This window comes from Planktothrix pseudagardhii (assembly GCF_904830925.1).
Classification (GTDB): domain Bacteria; phylum Cyanobacteriota; class Cyanobacteriia; order Cyanobacteriales; family Microcoleaceae; genus Planktothrix; species Planktothrix tepida.
Map to the genome: position 1 here is coordinate 3,555,664 of NZ_LR882967.1, position 25,998 is coordinate 3,581,661.

A 25,998-nucleotide genomic window follows, 5' to 3' on the forward strand; every position below is an offset into this window, starting at 1 on the left:
TTCTGATTATAATAGAAGAGCTACTGAATTTCAAGTTAAACCAAATTCAAACTATTTGTGATAAAAAATGACTAAAGTTTTATCAAATTTTATCCAAATTAAAGAAGCAAAAATTCATTTCTTAGAAGTAGGAAACTCTCAAAATCCATCGGTTTTATTCCTTCATGGAGCCAGCTTTAAAGCGAAGACTTGGCAAGAGATTGGAACCCTAGAATTGATGGGTCAAAACCAATATCATGCTATTGCTGTGGATCTCCCTGGATATGGCAAATCTCAATCCTTTAGCGGAAATCGAGTTGAGCTTTTATTAGAGCTCATTGATCATCTGAACTTATCAGGGTGCGTGTTAGTCTCTCCTTCGATGAGTGGGAATTATAGCTTACCCTTTATCGCTCAACATTCAGACCGCTTAGGAGGATTTGTCGCTGTTGCTCCCGTGGGTATCCCTCAGATGGTAGAACATTTGCAAAGAATTTCACTGCCAACCTTAGCCATCTGGGGAAGTAATGATAGAATTGTTCCATTGGATCACGCAAAGTTACTTCAACAATTCATGCCCAATGTACAAATTGTAATTTTAGAACAAGCCGGTCATGCTTGTTACATGAAAGCAACTCCTAAGTTTCATGAACATCTCATGGAATTTGTGAACCGTATAAACTCTCATTCATAACATTTTATTTATCCGTTTTTTTAGAGTTTATTATTTTCCTATTTTTTGCAATCGGATAAAATTATATCCTCAAGGTTAAATTCAACATTTTTTTCTTAATTACTCCTAGGATGATGATTAAAAGATGACTCACAAAACAGAAAAAGCACTTTTTCTTTTAGGCGGACTCAGCGATGATGATCTAAGCTGGATTATCAATAAAGCAAAAATAGAAAAACTGCCCCCAGGCGAACGGTTAATTTATGAAGGACGCCCCATTAATGCCCTTTATTTTGTATTGAGTGGATTGTTAACGGTGGTGATAGGATCGAAAGAAGATCGAGAATTAGCCCAAATTACGACAGGGGAAGTCGTTGGAGAAATTTCTTTTATCGATAGTCGCCCACCTTTAGCAACGGTTAAAGCCTTAGAAACCACTCAAGTTTTAGCTATTTCTCGTTTTGATCTCAATAGCAAACTTCACCATGATTCTAAATTTGCTGCCCGATTTTATCATGGTTTATCCCTATGTTTAGCCAGTCGGATGCGAGGCACAATTCGACGTTTAGGTTATGATGATCTGACAGAATATGAAATAGATGTACTAGAACCTGAAGAATTTAGTGAACAGACCAAAGAATTTTTAGTTTTAGCTCAAGCTAAATTTAATTGGTTAGTTCAAAATCTTCGAGCTAGAGAATAAAACATCAACTATTTTGAGAGTAGCAACTAGGGGTCATCCTGGGTTGAACTAATCCACTTCCAAAAGGGATGAGTTGGCCCCTGTTTCAGAATTTTAAAGACTTGCTGTTCTAAACGGTGTTGATAGGCGGGAGAAACCCCGAATAAAATGTTGCGACTATGCCAGACTAACGTTGCTGTTGTCAGACCTATACACAACCCCAACCCCAAAGCGGCAAAACGATTATAAGCTAAACCATAACGAACCGCCGACCAAGTAAAATGGTTTTGCCAAAGGGCAATTTCTCCGCGCAACGCCCACATACTTAAAGGCGCTACGGTAATCCACAAAATTCCAATGACTAACCATCGGGTGTAAACGGTGAGTCGATGCAATTTTTGCACTTGAGCATTAAACGTTGAATCATCTGGCGAAGGGTTTAATCCCATTTCGGCCTCCTGCTTTTTAACCCCTATCTGCTGTTGCATGAGGACTGTCCTCATGGGTCAATTTTAGAACAGCTTTCACTTATAGCAGAAGAAATTTTTAACGAACTCATAATTGACCTAACTTTTTTTGAATCCAATCAATTCGAGAATTAAATTCTAGGGTTTCTATGAGCTTGCGGTTCTCATCAGTCATGGTATTTAAGCGTTGATGAATGTCAATTAATATTTGTTCTATTTTTTCAAGGCGCTGCCGTCTTTGTTGAGATTGGCGATATAAAGGGGAAATTATCGGGCGTTCTTGCAGCATAATTAAAATAATTGACTTGAATTTAAGTTAGCTGAGATCAACAGGTTTGACAACTCAACATGGACAGTTTAAAAGCTGGCTCTTTTGAAAAAACCACAACTTGAAACTTTTTGTTAAAGATTGACTCCTGAAACTTAATCGATAAAACCCTGGTTTCCCTAATAAGATAACAAAGGACAGAAAATTTAACTGTCCTAGGCGGAAAGATTGGAAAGGATATCACTAGATTGAAAAATATTTGGTAATTTATCCTCTATCTCAAGATAGAATTTTTGCTCAAAACAGATAAAAATAGGGGATTAGGGGTTAACAAGAGGTTAAAAACTTGTTTTAATCTCAAGGATTGCAGTTTAAAGGTTTAGTTTATGAATCAAATTGTTGAGCATAAAATAAAGCATAACGTTCACCTTTTTCTAATAGCTCTTGATGGGTTCCTGATTCCACAATTTGACCTTGTTCTAAGACTAAAATTCGAGTAGCACGTCTAACCGTTGCCAAACGATGAGCAATAATAAAAACGGTTCGATTCTGCATTAATCGTTCTAAAGCTTCTTGAACTAAGGCTTCTGATTCTGAATCTAAGGCTGATGTGGCTTCATCTAAAATTAAGATTCTGGGATTTAATAAAACAGCCCTAGCAATGGCAATTCGTTGTCGTTGTCCCCCGGATAAATTTACTCCTCGTTCTCCAACAATCGTTTGATAGCCATTCGGAAACTGCATAATAAACGAATCAGCATTGGCAATTTTTGCAGCTTCTTCGATATCTTTTAATTCATAATAAGCTTGACCAAAGGCAATATTTTGAGCAATGGTTCCTGAAAATAAGGTAATATCTTGGGGAACAATCCCAATTTGTCGCCGGAGACTTTTTAAGGTGACATCTTGAATATCAATATCATCAATTTTAATAGTTCCTGACTGGCGATCATAAAATCGGGGTAATAAACTCACTAATGTTGTTTTTCCAGCCCCCGACGGCCCCACTAAAGCCACCATTTCCCCCGGTTTAACACATAAATTGAGATTCTGTAAAACCGGTTTATTGTGATCTTGACTTTGAGAAAAATCCGTTTTAGGATAAGTAAAATTAACGTTATAATATTCGACTTTCCCGGTCACATGGGGTAAAATAAAAGCATTAGGTTTTTCAAGAACCGTTGGCTGCACGGCTAACAGTTCAAAAATGCGATCGCAAGAAGCTTGACCTTGTTTAAAATCACTATAATTACTCGTAGTTAAAGAGATGGGATCTATTAATAACGCCACCGCCGCAATATAACTAATAAACCCACTTCCCGTTAAATTCCCTTGGGAGATTTGCCATCCTCCTAAAAAGAATAATAAAATTACACTCATGGCTTCTAAAAAGCCAACCACCACAAATTGTAACGCCTTAACTTGTTCGGCTAAATATTTGGCTTTGCGATTTTGTTCGGCTTCTAAACTAAAGCGATTAATTTCATATTCTTCCGCCGCAAACGCTTGGACTAACCGAATTCCTCCAAACACTTCTGTTAATAACGCTGCTAAATTAGAAACTCGGTTTTGGCTATGGCGAGTAAAGGTTAATAATTTTTCGCCAAACCAACCAATTAATACTGCCATAAACGGGGCAATAATTAACGTAGCGAGGGTTAATTGCCAGTTGAGATAAATCATATATCCCAAAACTACAATTAACTGCAAAATACAGGGAACAAATTGATGGAAAAATTTATTAATTACTTCGCCAATGCGGTCAATATCTTCCGTGAGGCGATAGGCGAGATCCCCGGTTTTAGCGGTTTCAAAATAGCCAATATTCAGCCGTTGTAAATGACGATAAACTTGTTTTCTTAATTCCAAAGAAATCGTTAAGGCAGCTTTTGCCATCAAGGTATCTTGACCATATTGTACCGTTCCCCGCACTAGAAAAACCACCGCCGCCACTCCGGCTAATTGAGCAATGGCGGAGACATTTCCAGCCCCAATATACCCCGCCATTTGCCCCGCTAACCACGCTAATAACGGCCAGAATACGGTAAAGGCAAGGGTACAAACTAATGCTTTAGCAATGGTTTGTCCTTGGGTGCGAATATAAGGAATTAATTCCCGGTAGCTAGAAGGTTGTTTTTGTTTCAAGTTGCGATCGCCAAAACACCTTTTTTAACCTATCATATTTTAGAGCAGGGAACAGGGAACAGGGAGGAAAAGACTTCACTTGAATTATCCTTGTTCGTGTCTTCGTGTCTTTGAGGTTATAAGTATTGATAATAAATTGCCCAAATTGCCATCGCTCTTAAATAATGACTGGCGCGAAATGTGCCAACGGCTGTAATGGCTTCGGGTGTACGAAATTGTAAACCATTTTCATAGATTTGTTTAACGACAACTTCCGTTAATTCTAACGCTTCCGCTTTCATTCCCATTTGTAAGAAAAACGCGGCTAACCCAAAATTAATTCCTGTCCAAACTTCTAAGGGATGGGTATCTTGAGGATTAACCGCTTCTCCCGTCGGTCTAACACCATTAGCTGCGCCGAATTGTCCATTATGAAACTTTTTAAAACAGGAATCATAAACGTTTTTTAAAGCCGAAATTGTACAATCAGCAGGAACAATATCCGGTAATTCTAATAATCTAGCATAGAATTGACCACATAATTGATCTGCCATGACCACATCAGAGCCACTACCACTATCCAAACGATAATATTGACCATTCCAAAGGTTTTTTTGATACAAAGGTTTAGCCGTTTCTAACCAAGCTTGATAGGTCGGAAGAACGCTTTTAGGAGACGGGGTAACGGCTTCCTTTTCTAACGCTTTCCCCATAGCAATCATCGCTTCTAATGCTGCTAACCATAACCCCCCGCAATAGGCACTAATTCCCTGTAATCTCCAATCATCAAAAGTTTGATCAGGTGCGCCACTATTTTCGGGAATTGAATCTTGATCTAAATCAAAGGTTTTCAGATAATTTAGGGTTTCAACCATCGCTGACCAACAATCTTTTAAAAACTCATAATCTGTTCCCCCCGTTAATCGAAAATCTCGATAAACTTGCAACACAAAATCACAAGGTAAATCCTTCCAAAGGTTACAATCTTGATAACTGGTGTAATTGGTTTTTTCCCAAGGATGTTCATTGGGCGCGCCTAAATCATGGGGAGTTGCACCGACGGCTTTACGAATTGCAGAGGCTTGATTATAACCAATAATTCGCGGGGTATTATCGCCTTGATAAATCGCACGGGAATAGGCAATTAATATGGATTTTTCTAACTCTGGCCATAACATTAAAAGAGAAAATGATCCATATAAACGCACATCTAAACTTTCATACCAGCGATAATCTAAACATTCTAAAACTGCAAATTGACCGATAGGATCACGTTCATCTGCCGCAGTCCAAAGTGCACCTCCATCCGTGAGTAAATATAGCTCATTAAAGAGTGCCATTTTAAACCAATTGGGTAAATCTTGACGTTGTAAAATTGGGTTTTGCCACAGTTCAATCTGTTCTCGCCAAGTATCAGAATGCTTCATCGCTGTGCGAATCATTGACCAAGCATTGTGACCATTCCGACCAAAAAAATCAGTATAACGACGATAATAATTAATTCCTGATGCAAATTCAGTAATAGGTAAATCCCAGGCTAAATAAAATGGAATTTTGCGAGTTTTTCCCGGTCGAATTGTAAATTTAACTGCTAAAGCAACTGCAAGTCGTTCATCTTCTTTGGCCGGATGTTCACTTTCTTGATCTAATAATGTGCCATCTTCAGCAAAATATTGCCAAATATCTTCCCCATTTCCTATAGGGTTCCAACGGGTTTGATAATACACTTCAACCGCAGGATTTATAATGGTGGCAATTGCCATTTGTCCTTCCCCTTCCCGCACCTCTTCATGGGTACTTAGACGAGTCATTAAACAGCCAATACGATGAAAATCTTCAACTAATCGATTAACACTTCCGGCACTATTTCCCCATCGGGGTTGATATTCATAAACCGGACTGCCATCATCTCTGACTTTGACTTCAGGACTCGCTAAACTATTGGTAAACCATCCAATCGTATTTTCCCAGGTTAATAATATACTTAAGGTAATCGGTTCATCCGTTGGGTTGTGAGCTATCCATTCAAAAATTGCAATAGGATAACTACTTTCTTGATAATTTTTTGCCCAAACTGGAGAAAATTGTTCACAAGTTAATTGTGCTGAAAATACATTTTCATAAACAAACCAACTGCGAGGATATAACGCATGATAGGTTCCTGTTTGTTCAGGATAATTTTTAGGATTAGGATACCAATTCCACGCCGCTAAACTCCCATCTTCTGGCGGTTCTGTTGATAAAGCGTAAGCTTTTTTTTGACCGTTGATTTCTTCAAAAATACTAAATTGACAAGCGGGAAGATTTCTAAAAATATGTTCTCCCCCGTCCAAATGCCAAAGGTTAAAATCTCCCCGTGAAGACCGTCCAATGCAACCTGCACCCAACCCCCCTAACGGCATTCCGTGCCAAGGGCCATCATCTAAATTACTGGCGTAGCGAACGGTATAAGGTTTTTCCCACCCTAAACCAATGGGACGACTCCAAGTAGACTCAGGAATATTGTTAATAGGGCTAGAATGGGTCATGCGGTTAAGGGATTATGCTATTTTAACAAAACTCAATTCCCCGTTTGGGATGTTTTGAATTTTCTCATAATTGAGTTAAATAAGCAAGGGTAATTTTATTCCCTCAGTTTTTTTTATGATAAAAAATCCATAATTCTGCTAAATAATAAAATAGAATAATCCCAATTAAACTTGAGCTTAAATCGAGTAAACTAAAGGTACGACTGGGAAAAAGAGTTTGCATCATTTCTTCTGCGATAGTGACTAGGGCAAAAACAAATGGCCCTAGGGGAAAAAATAGGGGATAAATGATAATCTTTTTTCCTCCCCAGGCTAAATGAGTTAAAAAAGAGGCAATTCCATATAAAATAAAGTGTCCATAGACATCATAATAGGGAATTTGTTCTAATAAACTATAGGGTAAATTTCCTAGATCTGCTGTAATTACAATTAATAATAACAACAAAAAATAGAGAAAACAAGCAATTTGCCAAGGTTTTTGAGATCGTTTCATTTTCAACTGATTGATTCAGGGATTACTCTAAATCTACCACCGCATCCTTGAGGATTTCGGATGATTAACAGTAGAAAGGCTTGATGACTTAAAAATGTAATTTGTGTTATAAATAAACAAATGTCTTCTATTGATAGCTAAGTTATGCCACCTCGCTTCATCAACGATCGCTATGCTCTATCCCCCAACCCACGATCAGGTGGAATGGCAGATGTCTACCGCGCAAGAGACTACAACCAAGAAGAACGGCTAGTTGTGGTAAAAGAATTCAAAAATGGACAAATTGAAGCAGATTTTCTAGCCGAATCCTTCAGACGTGAAACCCTAGCTCTCCAAGAGTTAAAACACCCTAGAATTGTGGAACTCCTTGATTCTGGAAAGGATGAAACTACGGGGAATTATTTTCTGGTTCTGGAGTGGATGGAGAAAGATTTAACAACACTTTTAAAAGAATCTCCCCCGGAAGATTGGGATTCATTTTGGAAAGCAATAGCCTTACCCACATTGGAAGCTTTAGCATTTTCCCATAATCGCGGAATAATACACCGGGATATTAAACCTAGCAATATTTTAGTAGGAAGTGACGGTAAACTTAAACTTGCTGACTTTGGCATATCTAAGCTTAAAAGATATTTGGAACCCAATATTACACTCAAAGACTTTGTATCGCGTACATTCACGCCGCCAGAATTTGATGATGGTTCCTATACTTACACCCGCGATGTTTTCAGTTTTGGTGTATTGGTTTTGAAGTGTTTAACTAATATTGAACTAACAGAACATAATAATATTCCCAGCGCTCTAAAAGCGTTTAATGCACCCTCTGAAATCGTAGAAGTAATCGAGCGTGCTGTTTCCTTAGACCCCGCAGAGCGTCAGCATAATGCAGATGTATTGTTAGCTGAAATTAATGCTATTCAAAGAAAGACAAAAACAGGAGAAATTAAAAAACGTCCTTGCTTTATTGAGCTTACACCAAGGTGCTTAGAACGACTTAGGAATGAATTGAAGATTTCTTCAGAAGTTGAGATCAAGAATCTTATCCTTGAAGATATCAATAATGAATCTGGTTGTGGCATTCGTCCCTTTAAATTTAAGGACGACACCAACGATGCTGCGTCCCGTGAAGATCACTACGAAATTTATGGTATTTCCTATCGATATCATATAAAGATAGATCAAAACCAACGACAGCACCTATCCCTCTTCTGTCACTCTCCGAAATCAACAAGTAATAAAAAGTAGAGTTATCCATTGGGAAAATAAGATTGAAATTGATTAATATTCTCAATTAATTTATGAAAACCCACTAATAAATGGCGGTCGGGAAAAATATCTAGCCACGGGACAATCAACCACAATATAATAGTAGGCTGAATTATTAAACGCAGATTATTTAAAACATTTTTCCATCCCTCTTTGTGATTCCATTGTTGATGAGTTGAGCAATCGGTGGTGTTTTTTTTGCTCTCAGATTCTCGGGGACTGCCTTGACTTAAAGACCGGAAAACTTCGGAGTTGAAACTAATCATTAAATACACACAGAAAATGATTTCCCACCATTTTTCTATATCGGGAAAATCCGTCAACCGATAATCAGTCCAACCCAGTTCTTGTTTACATTGTCGAAATCCATATTCCACCCATGTTCTTAACCCGTATAAATTACCTAATGTCTTTTTCATCTGGCTTCTCTTCTCTGTTAAATTTGTCATGACAAACGAAGTTGATGTTTCTGGCATCGTTTCTGGATCTGTGGTAATTTCCCAATAGGTTCTTGTACTTCTTTTCCCAAATATGATTTCTCTAATATATCTGGTTTCTGATTCTTGATTGCTAAAAATCCTCTCAAATTTACACCATTTGTTGGCTCTAACTTTCTGCTCGCTTGACATCCAGACTCCATGATTACTTCTTATTGCTAGTACCCAAGGAATTTGAAATTGATCTAATGTACTGATAAACGAACTACTTTCACCATAAAGGCTATCTGCTAATACCAATTCAATCTGAAATCCCCAATCAACCAATTCTGTTAGAATTTCTGATGCGATTTCAATCTTAGTTTTGTAGACATCTCCTTCTTTTAATGTTCCTTTGGGTTTAAATACTCTAAACACTAAAGGAAAGGTTATATTTTTATAAACACCGTAAGCATTAACTGATACTATTCCCCGATCTGTTTTGCCCACACTTCCCAAGTATTGTCTAGCTATATAGTCGGTTTTTTTTCCCTTTCTCCTATCTCCTGTCTCATCAATTATTACTATAATCTTCTCTCCTTTCAATGCTTTTAGAGTTCGGGCTAATCTTCTTTCCTTTAATTCCCTTGCTGACCAAGGCGAATTGGCTAAGAAATGATGCAGTGATTGTGGCGACCTAATTCCTACTATTTTAGCAATTTCCGGTAAAGATTTTCTCGGAATTGGTGAGATAATTCCTAGATGTAAGTAGGGCTTGCTGAAAAAGTAACAGAAAAGCAAAAGAATGATTAACTAGCAAATGGAGTCAGAAGGATAAATAAGTTTTTTTTGAGATAAGGAGTTAACAGATAAATTCTGGTAATCAATAACTCGAAAAAAGTAATTGAACAAAAAAATTGACCTAAAAATCCGTCTAAGAATCACAGAGAGATTCATGACTAAAAAAGTAATAGCAATTGCTGTTTCGGAAGTATGAGCTAGTTTATTCATAATCCGATTCAGGCTAAATCTTCTTTTCCCTTGGCCAAATTTCCCCTCAATGGAATTCCGAATTTTTTCATCCTCTAACGCCTGTTTCTTAGTAGCTTTACTAAGATTTGCTGACGGTCTCCCTAATGGGAGGCCACTGATTCTAATTCCTCTGTCTTTACACCAAGCTCGGTTGTCTCTAGTCCGGTAAATTTTATCTACATGGACTGATTCAGGATAATGCCCCGTGTATTCTTTAAAAGCCTCTATTTGTGTTTTTAAATCACAGGATTCGTTAAAATTATCCCAACTAATCCGGTCAAGAAATACATATTCATCCAGACAACTCGCAGACAATTTAGCACCAAATTCTACTGACGTTCCGGCTTTACCTCGCACAATCGGACGAATATGAGGTTGGCTCAAACTGACGATTCTATCGGAAATGCTCTGTTTGTTATTCTCATACATCCATTGCTGTTGACGGTAAACTTCTGATATTACTAATAAACTCTTATATTGCTTGTTATTTAAGCAATCTAGCGTTGCTCCATTGTCGATGAGTTGGTCTATATGTCCTAAGTTTCGTTTAATATATTGCAGTTGTTTTTTAACTGCTTTTCGTCTTTTTTGTCGGGAAGGTCGGCGTTGTTTGGCTACTTCTAGGTAGTCTTTTCTGGCTGTTTTTCGATAAGTTCTTGGTTTCTTTTCTGATTTATCCTGACGACTTTTATGCAAACTATCAATGATTTTTTCTGTCTGTTCTCTGGCTTTATTTAAAATTTTTAAGTCTGTTGGATATGTGATATCCGCAGGTGCACAAGTCGCATCAGCTATTAATTTTCCTCGGTTTTTCCTCTCACTTCCCTCTTCAGCTTCTGATTGATTTTCTGAGGCTGGCTCGGAACTCGCCTCTCGCATTCTTTTGACCATTAACCGATTAACTTTATTCACTAAATTTACATTGATTCTCGTCCGAAAGTGCACTAACATTGAGGCATCAAATGGAGCTTCGTTCCTGTATTCTGACAACCCGATAAAATACTGCAAGTAGGGATTTTCTTTGATTTGTTCTACTGTTTCTCGGTCGCTTATCCCTAATTTTTCTTTAATGATTAAGGCTCCTAATGCCATTCTAAATGTTTTGGCGGGTGCTCCCATCACAGATGAGAATAATTCTGCATATTCCACTTCAAATTCTTCCCACGGTATCCATTGAGCCATGATTACCCAGCGATTCTCTTCTGAGAGTTTTCCCTCAAATGGCAGTTTGAACTCTTCGGGTGGTGTTTTCTGTTGTTCGTCTTTACGGTACATTTTCCCCAACTCCTGCCAGGTTTTTGCGCTATTTTACACCCATCCCTTGCACCTGATTCATTTTTTCTTGTCTTCTCCTCCCGCCTGTTCTGGCTTTTCGCCTTTTTTCAGCAAGCCCTAAGTATTTAAAACATTCGTAACTTCTCACTTCTGGGAATAGGTCTTTATAACCTTGACAATATTCATCAATCACTGAAACTGTTGGTTGTGCATCTCGGGCTAAATGTTTGAGCATCTGTAATTCTACATCCATTACCCTATCCCCCTTCTAGCTACCCATCTGGTTTATTTTCTAATTTTACTCCTCGGAGACTGACAGAAGAGGGATAGTTATTTTGAATGCTTGGTCTACTTCTTACTGGCAATTAGAACAACGTCGAGAACGTTCTTGGATTCTTCCCTACGAGTTCAGATTTGGAAAGCCACGTAATTTATATGAAGCAGAAGATGTAATTCGGGATTTAGAGGATGCAGTTATAGAGCATGAAGATAACTTAAAAGAACAGGAAGATGAGAAAGAAAAGCAACGAATATTTCAAGTTTGGTGGGATATTCTTAGAGCGAAGGGTGATTGGGAAAAAAATAGAGAGAAACCGATTAAATACGAAGGCTGTACTCGTGATGGAAACCGCGTTACCTTTGAATTATCAGAACTTCCAGAAGATGATTTAGCTGGACAACCACGCCATGTGACAAACCCCAAAGGAATTAGCATCTTGGGGGGAGATATTGAGCAAGTTATCGGTGACAAATTGACTCTTTATATTAAATATGGAGAATCAGAAAGACTCCCACAATCTGGAGAATTACGTTTTGATACTCGTGCTGCTGAAGTTGCCCTAAATCGACAAAAAAATGCCCTGGATGCGATTAGATTTGATAGGGGAGTCCGTTCAGATATTCGCCAATTACTTGTCAATCCCCAAGAAGTTCGTATTCCTGATTTAGAAGTTGATTTACAATTTATTCAATCTCTGAATGAATCACAGGAACAAGTTGTCAAAGCGGCACTTTCTACAGAAGATTTTCTAATTGTTCAAGGGCCACCAGGAACAGGAAAGACAACATTTATTACAGAAGTTGTTCTGCAAATTCTTAATCAAAAACCTGAGACTAGAATTTTGCTGAGTTCACAAACTCATGTTGCACTAGATAACGCCTTAGAACGAATTAAAGCTAAAGATCCTCACTTAAAATTGTTGCGAATTGGCAACCATGAAAGGGTATCAGAAAATGTTCATTCTCTGTTACTGGAAGAACAAATGGAACAATGGAGAGAGTCGGCGATCGCTAAAGGACAGGAATTTATTGATAATTGGTCAGCACAACGAGGTATTTCTGGGCATAACAGTGAAATAGCCACACTATTTCAAGAAATGAGAAATCTGGGAATAAAAATTGAAACTTTCAGGGAAGAAGTTAATGCCTGGAAACAGGATTTAGATGAAATTCTAGCAATAAATTACGACATAGAAAATCCAGATTCATTGTTAGAAACTCATATTCCCAAAGATAAGCTAGAGGAATGTCAAAGTATTGAAGTGGAAATTAACATTCTACGTCAGCAGTTAAAAGAAGCACGACAGCAACAGAAAGAAAAAGCCAAGCGCTTAAAAGAATTAACTAGAAGTAGTATCAATCAACTTTTGAGATTATCGGTTGAGGAGATACAAGAACAGATTAATCAACTCATTGATCAAAATAATTCAGATTCAAAAATGCTACAAAACTTGCTAAAAATTCAAACAGAATGGTTTGAGCAGTTTGGTCGAAATGACAAATTCAATATACCTTTAATTAAGCGATCGCAAGTAATAGCTGGGACTTGTATCGGAATTCCTAGAGAGATTCAAGACATAGAATTTGACCTGTGTATTGTTGATGAAGCTTCAAAAGCTACGGCGACAGAAGTATTAGTTCCAATGGCGCGATCGCATCGCTGGATATTGGTTGGCGACCCTAAACAACTGCCACCCTTTAAAGATGAAGTTAGCAGAAATTCTGACTTTTTAGACGAATACGAACTGACTCAGGATGATATTCGAGAAACCCTATTTGATCGACTACTTAGGACACTCCCAGATGGGTGTCACAAGATGTTAACAATTCAACATCGGATGGTTGCACCAATTGGTGATCTGGTCAGTGAATGCTTTTATGAGGGTCAGCTAAAAAGTGCCAGGACTGATATCGATAAAGACCTGGCTAAAATATTACTAAAACCCGTTACTTGGTTAACCACAACAAAACTTAAAAATTATCGTGAACAGTCTGTCAATTCTAGCTTTAACAATACCTGTGAAGTAAAAGTCATTGTTGAGTTTCTCAAGCAGCTAAATCAAATAGCAGTACAAGCTGAAAAAAAATACAGCGTCGCTGTTTTAACCGGGTATGCAGCACAGCTAAAATTACTTAATCGTAGCCTTAATTCAGAATTAAAAAATTGGCAAGCATTAACAGTTGAGTGTAATACAGTAGATGCCTTCCAAGGACGCGAAGCTGATATTGCCGTGTATTCTGTAACTCGTTCTAACAGACAAGGTAAAGTGGGTTTTCTGCGTGATGCAGAACGATTAAATGTGGCTTTATCCAGAGGTAAAGTGGGTTTAGTAATTGTGGGAGATCATTACTTCTGTCGAACTTCACAGGAGAATCCATTACACCGAGTTTTGGATTATATTGAACGTCACACTGAAAATTGCGCTTTAACCGAGCCTGGGTTATAATTCCTATATAGCCTTTATCGGGTAAATAATCTGTATATTACTCATTTGAAAACTGGTAGATTACGAAATAAGTAGGTGTTCAATGAATAGCCACAAAGTAACATTAGAAATTTCGGAAACCCTTTTTGAGCAACTCTCTTTACTAGCTGACCTAAAAGAAGAATCAATAGAATATTTAGCAATTGAAATTATTGCTGCTAAATTACCTGGTTTAATTCAAAGAGAGAGTCAATTGAAGCAATTATTAGAAGCAATCAAACCTGATAGCATTCATAGTGAAATTGGGTTATAATAATATATGAATTCTGATAATCCTCAGTTGTATATTCCTCGTCAAGGTGATATCATTTGGATTGACTTTATTCCGCAAATCGGCAGAGAACAGGCAGGTCGTCGTCCAGCTATTGTTATCTCAAAAACAACATATAATCGCCGAGTTGGACTAGCTTTAGTCTGTCCAATTACTAGCCGAGTAAAAGGTTATCCTTTTGAAGTAGCAATTCCAGAAGGATTAGCAGTATCAGGAGTTGTTTTAGCCGATCAAATTAAATCCTTTGATTGGCAAGCAAGGCAAGCAGAGTTTGCTTGTAAAATGCCTCCAGAAGTCCTAATTGAAGTAGTTGCTAAATTAATGAACCTATTACCCGAAATAGAGATTTAGTTAAATAAATATGAAGTTAGAAAATCTCGATTTTTCTCCAGAAGAACTGCGTCGCTACAATAATCGTACAGGCTTCGATTTAGTGAGTTGTAAACAAGTCGGTTTACCTGTTTATAAAATTACTGTTCAAGCTCTAACTCAACTGCATAAACCAATTCCACCAATAGAAGAATATGTCTTGAAATCGATTAATGCTGGTTTATCCTCTGAAACGGATATTGCTGGATTTCTTGGCATTGAATTGCCTATTGTCAGGGATGCAATGATCAATTTAAGGATGAGTGAGGATATAGACCTCATAGCTCCTGATGGCTCTCAGATACAGGTTTGGAAGTTGACGAAAAAAGGTGAAGGAACACTCCGCGAGGCTAAAATTATTGTTCCAGAAGAGCGAACATTTGATATCAATTTTGATGGACTTTTACGGTATCCTCGTTGGTACGGAAAGTTAGAGTCACGTTTACTTAAGCAAAAAGATTTGCGTGATCAAGACATTATAGAAATTGACCCCTTTCCGAAAAAGTCACCAGAAATTTCCGATCTTAAACTCAAAGATGTAGACAAAATTATTCGCCAGATTGATGGAGCCAGCAAAGCCAGAGTTAAGCAAGAGCGAGACCTTTTAGCCTTGAAAGCTATTGAGCGCAGGTCGATATTTTTTCAACCGGCTTTGATGCTAATTTATAAGGCGAAAGATAGTGATAATATTCAGGTATCTTTTGCGATTGATGATGTTATTTCTAATGATCATGAAGAAATTTTTGATCGTACTAATGGAATCAAAAAACTTCAGATATTAGAAAACCTAAAAGAGAGCGCACCCCGAAAGTTAGCTGAAGCAGTTTTAGGATATGAATTTGTTGCTCAAGCTCCTTTACAAGAAATTGAAGCGATTAAGGAAAAAGTTTTTGCTGCTCAAGCTCAAATAGAAGAAAAAATACAAACAACTCAAAATACTCTTGAACAAACTGAAGATGATCAGGAAAAACTCATTCTTGATCAAAAGCTTCAAGAAGCACAACAGCAAATAAAAGAACTTCAAGCTCAACTTGATTCTATTCTAGCTTCAGTTCCGATGCGATGGCTAGAAATGTACGAACACCGTCCTATCCTCGAACAAGCACTTAAAGAGAGTCAAAAACGTTTAATGATTATCTCTCCTTGGATTCGAGCAAGTTCTGTGGATAAAAAGTTTATTCAACAGTTTGAAAATCTTCTCAAACGGGGAGTACAAGTTTTGATTGGGTACGGTTTAGGAGAAAACGATGATAAAAATTCAAAATCTGATATTCAAGCTGAGAAAAATCTTGAAAAATTAGCAAATCAGTACCAAGGTAATTTTATCCTTAAACGTCTTGGAGATACCCACGCAAAAATCCTCATATCTGATGGAAAATTTGCTGTTACAACAAGTTTTAATTGGCTTTCTTTTAAGGGCGATCGCGATCGCACCTTTCGAGATGAACGGGGAACACTTGTATCTGACCCCCAAAAAATTGATGAACTTTTTGATAGCTATAGATCTCGAATAATTAATACAAAATCTACTTGATCTAGGCTGCTTTATAGAAAATCATTATTTCGCTTCCATCCAATTTTGTCCCGCGTGAATATCTACAACCAAAGGCACACTTAAAGGAAGCACTTGTTCCATAATAGTCTTAATTTTGGGTTGAATTTCTTCCCATTCCGTCTCAGGAATTTCAAACACTAATTCATCATGAACTTGTAATACTAATCGAGACTGATATTGAGTTAATAATTGATGCACTTGTACCATTGCCATTTTAATAATATCAGCACTAGAACCTTGAATAGGAGCGTTAGCAGCGGCTCTTAATAGTTGGGCATCATTTTGACCCATTTTTTTTCCTAATTGGCTTAAATCAATGGAATTAATATCAACTCCTTTTAAATTGTTTAAGCTGCTTCCTTGAAAATCAAAATACCGTCTTCTTGCTAATATAGTTTCGACATACCCTTGAGCAATTGCTTGTCTTTTAACCGTTTCTAAATAAGCAAAAACCTGGGAATAGCGTTGGTTAAATCGTTCAATAAATTGCTTACCTTCTGCACTACTCACCTTTGCTTCCCGTGCAAATCGTTGGGCTCCCATTCCATAGATTACACCAAAATTAATGGTTTTCCCTAACCGTCGTTCATCGGATGTTACGGTGTCTTTTTCAAATAATAATTTAGCGGTCACGGTATGAACATCTTGATTATTTTGATAAGCGTCTAATAAAATAGGTTCTTGACTTAAATGAGCTAAAATTCTGAGTTCAATTTGGGAATAGTCGGCTGATACTAATAACCAGTTGGGTTCCGTTGTAAAGGCTTTTCTAATTTTTCGAGAAAATTCAGTTTTAATCGGAATATTCTGTAAATTAGGATTAGAAGAAGATAACCGTCCTGTTGCGGTAACGGTTTGGTTAAAACTGGTATGAATGCGTTGTTTAGCATCAACCATTGTGGGTAACGCATCCACATAAGTTGACTTCAGTTTCGCTAAAGTTCGATATTCTAATATAACATCAATAATAGGATGATCTCCTTGTAATTTTTCTAAAACATTGACATCCGTTGAATAGCCTGTTTTTGTTTGGCGCGTTTTTTTGGTATTTAATTCTAATTTTTCAAATAACAGTTGGCTAAGTTGTTTAGGAGAACCTAAATTAAATTTTTCTCCAGCTAGTTCATAAGCTTGATTTTCAATAATTTCTAACTGTTTATCGAGTTGCTCTGCCAAAGTTTGCAAATATTCAATATCGAGATTTACTCCCCAATATTCCATATCGGCTAAAACAAATTCTAAAGGTTGTTCAACATCGGTTAGAAGTTTCATCAGATGAGGCTTATCTATCAATTTGGCTTTGATGCTTTCTACTAATTGAAAAGTGACATAAACCTGCATTCCGCAATATTCAGCGACTTGATTAATATTAATATCTGCAATAGTTTTCCCTTTAGGAACTAATTCATCATAACTAGGAGCGATTAATTCAGATCCTAAATGTCTGAGACTTAAATCAATTAAATTATGATTAGCTTCCGGGTTTAAAATATAATCGGCTAACATTGGATCAAAGACAACACCTTGTAAATTAATGCCCTGAGATCTAAAAATTGACCGATCATATTTAGCATTTTGAAACGTTTTAGGATAGCGATCACTTTCTAAAATCGGACGTAAAAGATCTAACGTTTGGACTTTATCTAAATTTGTTCCTTGAGTATGATTTAACGGAATATAAGCCACATCGGTTGCTTCTGTTCCCCAACAACATCCTATTCCAACTAATTCCGCTTTTAGGAATTCTAAAGAGGTGGTTTCCGTATCCCAAGCAACGGGATAGTTAACATCAGTATGCTGTTTTAAAATATCAACTAACTCTTCTAAAGCGTCTGAAGTTTGAATTAAACGCACTTTAATGTTAGACACAGGACTATTTAACCGTTTTTGCTCTTGGTAAGCTGTGGTTTCTTCCGGTGTCCAAAAATCGATATCGTCCCCAACAGTAACCGGATTTTCTGTAACTTCTGTTTGAATTATTCCTTTAAATTGCTGTTGAATTTGATTGATTTTTCCTAAAAATGTTTGAAAGGCTAATTTCTCTAAAATAGGTTGAATTTTAGCGACATCAAACCCTTGTAATTTAAAATTTTCTAAACCAACCTCTAAAGGTACATCCTGAATAATTCGCGCTAAGGTTTGAGAATGATCCGCATCGGCTTTTCCTTCCTCTAATTTTTGGCGAGTTGCGCCTTTAATATCCTCAAGATGAGCATAGATATTTTCTAAGGAACCATATTCTCCTAATAATTTAACAGCCGTAGTTTTCCCAATGCCTTTCACCCCTGGAATATTATCGGATTTATCGCCACATAATGCCTTATAATCAATCACCTGATGAGGATAAATCTGTAATTTATCATAAACTTGTTGAGCTAAAAACTCTGTAGGAACACTACCTTTGCCCGGTTCTAAATGTAAAATACTAATCTGTTTTTCAAGATCAATTAATTGAAATAAATCCTGATCTCCCGATAAAACTTTAACTCGATATCCTTCCCGGCTTCCCCGGTTGGCTAAGGTTCCTAAAACATCATCCGCTTCATAACCCGGAGCCGTAACAATGCTTAAATCAAACGCTTGTAATAACGCTTGTAAATTCTGCACATCTTCAATAAAATCTTGAGGCGTTTCAGAGCGATCCGCTTTGTAATTTTCATCCGCTTCATGACGAAACGTAGGAACTCCTAAATCAAAAGCGATCGCTAAATAATCCGGCTTTTGACTTGCCATAACGTCTAATAATGACTTCAAAAACCCAAAACAAACACTGGTCGGAATACCCGTTGACGTGCGTAACCCTCCTTGGCGACTTTTCCCAAAGGCAAAATAGGAACGAAATGCCAACGAATGACCATCAACCAAAAGTAATAGGGGATGTTCCAACACCGTTTTTAATCCAAGCGCAATACAATCTTTATTCTAACGATCTGCCTTCTGCCTCTGTAGGTGAAAATAAAAGAAGATCAACAGATTTCAAACGTGGAGATCGAAAAATACTACAAAATTTTAAACCTAGAACCGGGGGCGTCCTTAGAGGAGGTCAGACAAGCCTATCGCCATCAGGCGTTGATTTGGCATCCCGATCGCTATCCCCAGAATTCTATCTTACAAGCGGAAGCGGAAGCCAAATTTAAAGAAATTAGCCACGCCTACGAAACCTTAAAAACAGATTTAAGTAGCCCCTACCCTACCCTCCCAACTCCCCCTGTGGTTACTGAGCCTGTCGAAGTACCCCCAACTCCCCCTGTGGTCACTGAGCCTGTCGAAGTGCCCCCAACTTCCCCACCTCTACCAATGGGTTGGTTAACCGGGGTCTTTCTCAGCTATGCCATCATTGCCTGGATTTTAACCACATTGAAGATTCCTTCCTGGGTTTGGGTCTTTCTCAGCGTGGGTTGGCTCATGGTTACGATCGCGGCGAGTGAAGATTCTGAGTCCGGTCAACCTTGGTTAATGGCCTTAATCTTTGCCGGAGCGATCGCCGGATGGGTGTTAGGAAACGAAGCTGGGGGGATGATTACCGCCCTAGTCTGGGGAGGCGTGGGCTTGGGATTAGGGGCGATGGCAGGCTCAGAAAGCCCTGCTAAAGGGGTAATTGGGCTCTTGACAATCATGGGAATTGCGGCAATTGCTGGGTTAATCGCCGGAACGAAAAAGGGAGACTGGTTAAGTTCTTTGGTGGGTGGGGGTTTTGGCTCCATAATGGGATTAATGTTAGGAATTATTTTAGATGCGATTTTTCGGTCTAGGGCGAAACTGGGAACCGGAAGTTTATTGGGATTAGTCTTAGGAGGATGGATCGGAGCTTGGATCGGCGCCGGGAAACAAGCGATGATGCGGGTGATCCAACGAATGCAGCCAGAGGTGATTATTGCGGCTTGGGGTGCGATCGCTGTGGTTGCAGGGACGGTGGCGCAAATGGTTGCCGGAGAAAAATTACTTGCGTCCTACAATGGATTTTACACCTTTTTAATTTTAGCGATTACCTCCGGTCTGGGCTTGAGTTTTGGCTGGTGGTTAGCCCACTAACTCAAGTGAATCTTAGTACGGAATTGGGAGGATATCTTCCGAAAGAAAGAGAAAAGTCCCCTCCTTGAAGAAGGATGATCGGGAATTTAAAATTGTCTGTTAACTGTATCACTCAGGGAAAACAATGGAACTTGATTTATCTCGCTTTTTTAAAGCTTCTAATCCGGCTGAAACCCTCGATGTTGAACGTCCAGAAGATCAAAAATATTATATTGATTTTTCTCCAGCACGAGGCGGTAAGTGCATGGAACAAATTGCACGAACAATTACGCGGTTATCCCCTGATCGCCCCACCTGCCAACTGTTTACCGGGCCAGTAGGTTCAGGGAAATCAACGGAATTATTGAGGTTGAAAGCTCAACTCCAAAAAGAAGGATTCCATGTCGTTTATTTTGAATCGAGTAAAGATTTAGATATGGGGGATGTGGATATTACCGATATTTTATTAGCGATCGCTCGTCAAGTGAGTGAAAGTATTGAAAGCTTGAAAATTAAATTACAACCGAAAGGATTTAAAAGTTTATTAAGTGGAGTCATTAATGTTTTAAATACAGAAATTGACTTAAAAGCAGATATTAACGTCCCCGGTCTGGGAACATTGGCTGCTAACACAGAAGGAGAATTTTCCCTCTCTACAGGGATTGGAAATATTACGGCTAAGACGAAAGATAGTCGAGATTTACGGTCTTTATTACGTCAATATTTAGAACCCCGAACCAATAATATTTTAGAGGCTATCAATAAAGAATTATTGGAACCTTCCATCCAACAATTAAAACAGATGGGAAAACAAGGTTTAGTGGTGATTATTGATAATTTAGATCGGATTAGTTATAGCCCCAATAGTACGGGAAGATTTCAACCCGAATATTTATTTATTGATCGCGGTGAACAACTCAATAAACTCAATTGTCATGTAGTTTATACCATTCCTTTAGGTTTGATTTTTTCTAATGATTTAGGACAACTGATGAATCGTTTTGGGAATGACCCAAAAACCTTACCGATGGTGACGGTAAAATTTGAAGATGGCGCACCTTGTCAAGAGGGAATTGAATTGTTAAGACAAATGGTAATGGCAAGAGCATTTCCAGGTCTGGCTGCGAAAGATTATCCAGCTTTAATTGATACAATTTTTGATAGTCCTGAAACCTTAGATCGTCTTTGTACCATTAGTGGCGGTCATGTTCGGAGTTTATTAATTTTGTTATATAGCTGTTTACAAAAAGAAGATCCCCCTTTAACAAGAGAATCCTTAGAAGAGGTAATTCTACAACGTCGTCATCAATTAACCTTAGCCATTGAAGCTGAAGAATGGCAAATGTTACGCCAAGTAGCAGCGACTAAAAAGTTGAGTGGTCAAATTGAATATCAAACCCTAATCAGAAGTTTATGGGTTTTTGAATATAATCATGCTCAACATTTTTGGTATGATATTAACCCGATATTGACGGAAGCTAAGGAGTTTGGATTAGGCATTTAGAGACATTAAACTTAAACAGATTTAACAGATTTTAGCTGGGTAAAGCCCAGCTTTTTTTTGATGAGGTTAAAATTGAATTTCCTATTATAGTGTTATATGAAATCTTTAAATGTTAGCTACAAACAATTTCTAGGGTGGCTATTCCCTATTCCCTATTCCCTATTCCCTATTCCCTATTCCCTATTCCCTATTCCCTATTCCCTATTCCCTATTCCCTATTCGTAATTCGTAATTCGTAATTCCCTGTTCCCTATTCCCTTACTGACTGATAGCTTGCTGAGTGTTTTTTTGCCGATGTATAGCATAGAGTTGAAAGAAAATAATCATCCCCAAAATAAAACTGCCAGTGACAGCAACTGCGGTGTTAAGGGGTAAACTATTTTTGAATACAGCTAACAACACAATCACTAATAAAAGTACCGTTGGAACTTCATTTAAACTGCGGAATTGTTGACTGGTGAACATAATTTTATGAGTGGCTAATTGCCGCATGATCCGACCACAATAAAAATGATAAGCGATTAAAACGGCTACTAATCCTAACTTCAGATGCAACCACATATCTTTTAAAAGGCTGGGCTCTGTGATTAAAAGAGCGATCGCCATTACCACTGTCACCACCATTCCAGGGGTTGTAATAATCCCATAAAGGCGTTTTTCCATCAATTCATATTGTTCTTTTAAAATGCTGCGGGCGGGCTCCGGTTTTTCTTCCGCTTCAGCATGATAAACAAATAATCTCACCAGGTAAAATAAACCCGCAAACCAGACAACCATTCCGATGATATGAAAGGATTTAAACCAAAAATAAGTCATAGATCCAATGACAACCTAAAAATAAAGGTGGGCATAACCCACCTTACCGGATTCTGGACAATCTGGCAATTAAATCGCCCTGGATAATCTTTGTTGCTGTTGGGCGGGAGTATGGGTATCAAATAAAAAGGCAATATTTCTGACCAAGAGTCTGCCTAAGTTTGTCACCACAATTGAATCATAATTGGATTGAACTAACCCATCCGCAATTAAGGGGCGCATCTCGATTAATTCTTCGGCAAAGTAGGTATCAAAATCGAGGTGATATTTAGATTCGATTTGAGATTTATCTAAGTAGAAATTAGACATAATTTGCATAATTACATCTCGTCTCAGAACGTCATCTCGGCTTAATTTAAACCCTTTGCTAACGGGTAAAATTCCTTGATCAATGGCTTGATAATACTCTTTTAATCGCTTATGGTTTTGAGCATAGGTATCTTCTAACATACTAATGGAAGTTAACCCAAATCCATAGAGTTCGGCTTCTGGTTGAGTTGTATAGCCTTGGAAATTCCGTTTTAAGGCTGAATTTTGTTGAGCGATCGCTAATTCATCATTGGGTTTAGCAAAGTGATCCATGCCAATAAAAACATAGCCTTTATCGGTTAATTCTTGGATAGACATTTGCCAAATTTCTAACTTTTCATGGGGTTGGGGTAAGGCCGCTTGGGGAATATTTTTCTGTACAGGTTTCATCCAGGGAACATAAGCAAAGTTAAAAATTGCAATGCGATCTGGATCGAGAGCAAGGGTTTTTTGAATCGTTTCTTTGAAGGTATGTACTGTTTGATAAGGTAAACCATAAATTAAGTCTACATTCACACTTTCAAACCCGGCTTCTTTAATCCAGTCCATAACATTAAAGAGCAGAGCTTCGGGTTGAACTCGATTGACGGCTTCTTGAACTTCAGGATTAAAATCTTGAATCCCAAAACTAATCCGATTAAACCCCATTTCTTTCAAGAAAAAGATATAATTTCTATCCACATATCGAGGATTAATTTCAATTGAGATTTCGGCTTTATCTGCAAAAGTGAACTGTTTATTAATGGTTGCCCATAAGGAATCAACCTGTTCTAAGGATAAGTAATTGGGTGTACCTCCGCCCCAGTGTAGTTGTGTGACCGGGCGACGAGTATCAATAAACTGGGAGGTAAAATCAATTTCTCTGGATAAATAATCGATATAGCTTCTAGCTGCATCTTTATTATTAGAAACAATCACATTACAGCCGCAGAAATAACAGGCACTTTGGCAGAAGGGAATATGAAAATAGAGCGATAAGGGCGATTGACGTTGATTGGATTCAGTAATGGCAAATTCCCAATCTAAGGAAGTAAATCCATCTTTTAATTCCGTTGCTGGGGGATAGCTGGTATAACGAGGAACCGCATTATCATATTTTTGAATTAAATCAAAATCAAACGCCACATTCGCTACCGAAAAAACCATTGATAGAATCTCCTAAATCAGTTGTAATTGCAGATAATAGAAAAATTGAATTAAACGGTGACTGGAGTTTGGGTTTCTCCTAAATCTTTCAACATGGCAATATTGAGGGTAAAGGCATTATTGGCTTCTGCAACAATTTCATCTTGCAGGTCTTCACTCAGGATTAATTCATTTAATTTTTGACGATATTGATTTTTAAATTCATTCACATCAGGAATTTCATCAAATTCATAGAAACAAATACCTTGATGTTCTTCTAAATGAAAGATGGATTGGGCAATTTTCTTTAAGCTTTGCCCCCCAGATAAATCACCCATGTAGCGAGTATAAGCATGAGCAATTAATAAAACGGGTTCGGTGGCAGAAAGTTCACGCAGTCGGGAAACATAAGCTTGTGCGGCTGGAGAAGGGGTGATATTATCCGGCCAATGTTCTCCATAATAAAAGGTTAAGTCTTTTTCTAAATTGGCTTTGCGATTCAGTTCTGGACAATAAATTTTGCTAATAATCGGATGGGTTTGATGGCATTGCAATTCCGATTCTAATTGACTATAAACAAAGTATAAATTACTTAACAGTTGGCAAAAAGAATCTCGACTGACACCCCCTGATAAAAAGTTTTTCATAAATCCGGTATGTTCCGCATTGCTATGAGATTGTTGGGTTCCGAGTTTGAGTTTTTCAGCTAAGTTTGTCATGGTTTTATCAATGAATTTAAGATGAAACTTCTCTGAAGACTTAACCCATTCCCAACAGAGGAAAACAAGGTTTTGTCTTCACCACTCGAATGAGCATATCACTATATCACTGATTGGTTATATATTCTTTACAATTCTTTACAGGCAAAAAAAATGACAACGGGTACTAGACAAAACCGGAGTCATATAGTTTAATAACTAATCAGTAATATTTAAGGACTCGCAGCGATGGTGAATACTGTCCAAAACCCCGGAACTCAAGAACTGCGCCCCGGTATTAAAAATCCGGTTCAAGAGACATTGCTGACGCCTCGCTTCTACACCACAGACTTTGACGCGATGGCGAACCTAGACTTATCGGCCTATGAGGAGGAATTTTCAGCAGTTTTAGAGGAGTTACGGTCGGACTATAACCGTCATCATTTTGTTCGGGATGAAGAATTTGAACAAAGTTGGGAACAAATTGATGAGAGAACACGCTTGGCGTTTGTGGACTTTTTAGAACGGTCTTGTACTTCGGAATTTTCTGGATTTTTATTATTTAAAGAGTTATCTCGTCAACTCAAAACTCGAAATCCCTTGTTATCTGAAGCCTTTACTTTATTGGCTAGAGATGAAGCGCGTCATGCGGGATTTATTAATAAAGCCATGTCGGATTTTAATTTATCTTTGGATTTAGGGTATTTAACCAAACACCGGACTTATACCTTCTTTAAACCGGAGTGGATTATTTACGCGGTTTATTTATCGGAAAAAATTGGATATTGGCGTTATATTACAGTGTTCCGCCATTTAGAAGCCCATCCCGAACATCAATATTATCCCTTATTCCGTTATTTTGAAAGTTGGTGTCAGGATGAAAACCGACATGGAGATTTCTTTAAGGTTTTATTGCGTTCTCAACCGCAAATGTGGCAAAGTTGGCAAGGAAGATTATGGGCTAGATTTTTCCTGTTAACGGTCTTTGCTACCCATACCTTAACGGTTGATGAACGGGCAGACTTTTATGATACCTTGGGATTAGATGCAAAGGAATATAATCGTCATGTTGTTCGCAAAACCAATGAAACTTCGTTAAGAGCATTTCCAGAGGTTTTAGATACAGAACATCCCGACTTTTTCCGCCGCCTCGAAAAATGTTCCGAGAACAATGCCAACAACCAAAAAATTGATGCCAGCAACAAACCGAAATGGGTTAAATTCTTATTAAAATTACCCTCTAACTGTTCAACGTTATGGAATTTATTCAGAATTTATATTACCAAACCCATTGATGCTGAAGCATTACGGGGAGAAGTGCATTAAGTTGCGATTCTCAAAACCTGGGATTTAGAGCAGGTTTGGGGTGTAG

At 37.9% G+C, this 25,998-nt stretch carries 20 protein-coding genes and 2 pseudogenes; 10 read left to right on the forward strand and 12 right to left on the reverse strand.

The window, feature by feature from the left end:
• The first annotated feature begins 67 nt into the window (after positions 1–67).
• Positions 68–673 (forward strand): alpha/beta fold hydrolase, encoded by a 606-nt coding sequence (locus NMK36_RS15000; protein WP_072719415.1) that lies wholly within the window; start codon positions 68–70, stop codon positions 671–673.
• Between the two features lie 124 nt (positions 674–797).
• A complete protein-coding gene (locus NMK36_RS15005) occupies positions 798–1,355 on the forward strand; it encodes a cyclic nucleotide-binding domain-containing protein (protein WP_072719414.1) in 558 nt (185 codons plus the stop codon).
• Positions 1,356–1,381: 26 nt separating this feature from the next.
• On the opposite strand, the gene NMK36_RS15010 is transcribed toward NMK36_RS15005, so the two are convergent.
• The 5 genes from NMK36_RS15010 to NMK36_RS15030 form a co-directional block, all read right to left on the reverse strand.
• On the reverse strand, positions 1,382–1,822 hold the full coding sequence (locus tag NMK36_RS15010; RefSeq protein WP_306341363.1) for a hypothetical protein: 441 nt from the start codon (positions 1,820–1,822) through the stop codon (positions 1,382–1,384).
• A gap of 67 nt (positions 1,823–1,889) precedes the next feature.
• A complete protein-coding gene (locus tag NMK36_RS15015; RefSeq protein ID WP_072719413.1) occupies positions 1,890–2,090 on the reverse strand; it encodes a hypothetical protein in 201 nt (66 codons plus the stop codon).
• 363 nt (positions 2,091–2,453) lie between these two features.
• Positions 2,454–4,214: an ABC transporter ATP-binding protein gene (locus NMK36_RS15020; protein ID WP_254174079.1), complete on the reverse strand. Its 1,761-nt coding sequence runs from the start codon at positions 4,212–4,214 to the stop codon at positions 2,454–2,456.
• Between the two features lie 116 nt (positions 4,215–4,330).
• Positions 4,331–6,721 carry a GH116 family glycosyl hydrolase gene (locus tag NMK36_RS15025; RefSeq protein ID WP_254174080.1) on the reverse strand — a complete coding sequence of 797 codons (2,391 nt, stop codon included), beginning with the start codon at positions 6,719–6,721 and terminating at the stop codon, positions 4,331–4,333.
• A gap of 103 nt (positions 6,722–6,824) precedes the next feature.
• Complete coding sequence (locus NMK36_RS15030) at positions 6,825–7,214, reverse strand: hypothetical protein (RefSeq protein ID WP_072719410.1); 390 nt, start codon at positions 7,212–7,214, stop codon at positions 6,825–6,827.
• A 144-nt stretch (positions 7,215–7,358) separates the two neighbouring features.
• On the opposite strand from NMK36_RS15030, the gene NMK36_RS15035 reads away from it, so the two are divergent.
• Positions 7,359–8,459 (forward strand): serine/threonine protein kinase, encoded by a 1,101-nt coding sequence (locus tag NMK36_RS15035; protein ID WP_254174081.1) that lies wholly within the window; start codon positions 7,359–7,361, stop codon positions 8,457–8,459.
• Between the two features lie 2 nt (positions 8,460–8,461).
• Here the strand turns inward: NMK36_RS15035 and NMK36_RS15040 are convergent.
• The 3 genes and pseudogenes from NMK36_RS15040 to NMK36_RS15050 form a co-directional block, all read right to left on the reverse strand.
• Positions 8,462–9,667 (reverse strand): annotated as a pseudogene (locus tag NMK36_RS15040) (IS701 family transposase); the annotation flags it as partial.
• 42 nt (positions 9,668–9,709) lie between these two features.
• Positions 9,710–11,203, reverse strand: coding sequence for an IS5 family transposase (locus tag NMK36_RS15045; protein WP_254173932.1), 1,494 nt, complete (start codon positions 11,201–11,203; stop codon positions 9,710–9,712).
• Positions 11,204–11,315: 112 nt separating this feature from the next.
• Positions 11,316–11,456, reverse strand: a pseudogene (locus NMK36_RS15050) (IS701 family transposase); the annotation flags it as partial.
• Between the two features lie 82 nt (positions 11,457–11,538).
• Here NMK36_RS15050 and NMK36_RS15055 point away from each other — a divergent pair.
• The 4 genes from NMK36_RS15055 to NMK36_RS15070 all read left to right on the forward strand — a co-directional run bounded on the left by NMK36_RS15055 (position 11,539) and on the right by NMK36_RS15070 (position 16,142).
• Positions 11,539–13,929, forward strand: a complete 2,391-nt coding sequence (locus tag NMK36_RS15055) for a DEAD/DEAH box helicase (protein ID WP_254174082.1) — start codon at positions 11,539–11,541, stop codon at positions 13,927–13,929.
• A gap of 82 nt (positions 13,930–14,011) precedes the next feature.
• Positions 14,012–14,221: a hypothetical protein gene (locus tag NMK36_RS15060; protein WP_254174083.1), complete on the forward strand. Its 210-nt coding sequence runs from the start codon at positions 14,012–14,014 to the stop codon at positions 14,219–14,221.
• A gap of 6 nt (positions 14,222–14,227) precedes the next feature.
• The gene (gene mazF / locus NMK36_RS15065) at positions 14,228–14,590 is read left to right on the forward strand and encodes an endoribonuclease MazF (RefSeq protein ID WP_254174084.1); all 363 of its coding nucleotides are present in this window, start codon (positions 14,228–14,230) and stop codon (positions 14,588–14,590) included.
• 10 nt (positions 14,591–14,600) lie between these two features.
• Complete coding sequence (locus tag NMK36_RS15070; RefSeq protein ID WP_254174085.1) at positions 14,601–16,142, forward strand: phospholipase D-like domain-containing protein; 1,542 nt, start codon at positions 14,601–14,603, stop codon at positions 16,140–16,142.
• A 24-nt stretch (positions 16,143–16,166) separates the two neighbouring features.
• Here NMK36_RS15070 and polA read toward each other — a convergent pair whose 3' ends face one another.
• Positions 16,167–19,052, reverse strand: a complete 2,886-nt coding sequence (polA, locus tag NMK36_RS15075; protein WP_254174086.1) for a DNA polymerase I — start codon at positions 19,050–19,052, stop codon at positions 16,167–16,169.
• Positions 19,053–19,145: 93 nt separating this feature from the next.
• Between polA and NMK36_RS15080 the strand changes: the two genes are divergently transcribed.
• Together NMK36_RS15080 and NMK36_RS15085 are read left to right on the forward strand one after the other, a co-directional pair.
• Entirely contained in the window at positions 19,146–20,195 is a 1,050-nt protein-coding gene (locus tag NMK36_RS15080) for a J domain-containing protein (protein ID WP_254174087.1), read from the forward strand.
• Positions 20,196–20,319: 124 nt separating this feature from the next.
• Positions 20,320–21,678, forward strand: coding sequence for a P-loop NTPase fold protein (locus NMK36_RS15085; protein ID WP_072719403.1), 1,359 nt, complete (start codon positions 20,320–20,322; stop codon positions 21,676–21,678).
• Between the two features lie 258 nt (positions 21,679–21,936).
• Here the strand turns inward: NMK36_RS15085 and hemJ are convergent, their stop codons facing one another.
• The 3 genes from hemJ to NMK36_RS15100 all read right to left on the reverse strand — a co-directional run bounded on the left by hemJ (position 21,937) and on the right by NMK36_RS15100 (position 24,647).
• A complete protein-coding gene (gene hemJ / locus NMK36_RS15090; RefSeq protein WP_254174088.1) occupies positions 21,937–22,494 on the reverse strand; it encodes a protoporphyrinogen oxidase HemJ in 558 nt (185 codons plus the stop codon).
• Positions 22,495–22,563: 69 nt separating this feature from the next.
• Positions 22,564–23,949 carry an oxygen-independent coproporphyrinogen III oxidase gene (gene hemN, locus NMK36_RS15095; protein ID WP_072719401.1) on the reverse strand — a complete coding sequence of 462 codons (1,386 nt, stop codon included), beginning with the start codon at positions 23,947–23,949 and terminating at the stop codon, positions 22,564–22,566.
• Between the two features lie 50 nt (positions 23,950–23,999).
• On the reverse strand, positions 24,000–24,647 hold the full coding sequence (locus NMK36_RS15100) for a heme oxygenase (biliverdin-producing) (protein WP_072719400.1): 648 nt from the start codon (positions 24,645–24,647) through the stop codon (positions 24,000–24,002).
• A 228-nt stretch (positions 24,648–24,875) separates the two neighbouring features.
• On the opposite strand from NMK36_RS15100, the gene acsF reads away from it, so the two are divergent.
• Positions 24,876–25,952: a magnesium-protoporphyrin IX monomethyl ester (oxidative) cyclase gene (acsF, locus tag NMK36_RS15105; RefSeq protein ID WP_072719399.1), complete on the forward strand. Its 1,077-nt coding sequence runs from the start codon at positions 24,876–24,878 to the stop codon at positions 25,950–25,952.
• Positions 25,953–25,998 lie beyond the last annotated feature (46 nt).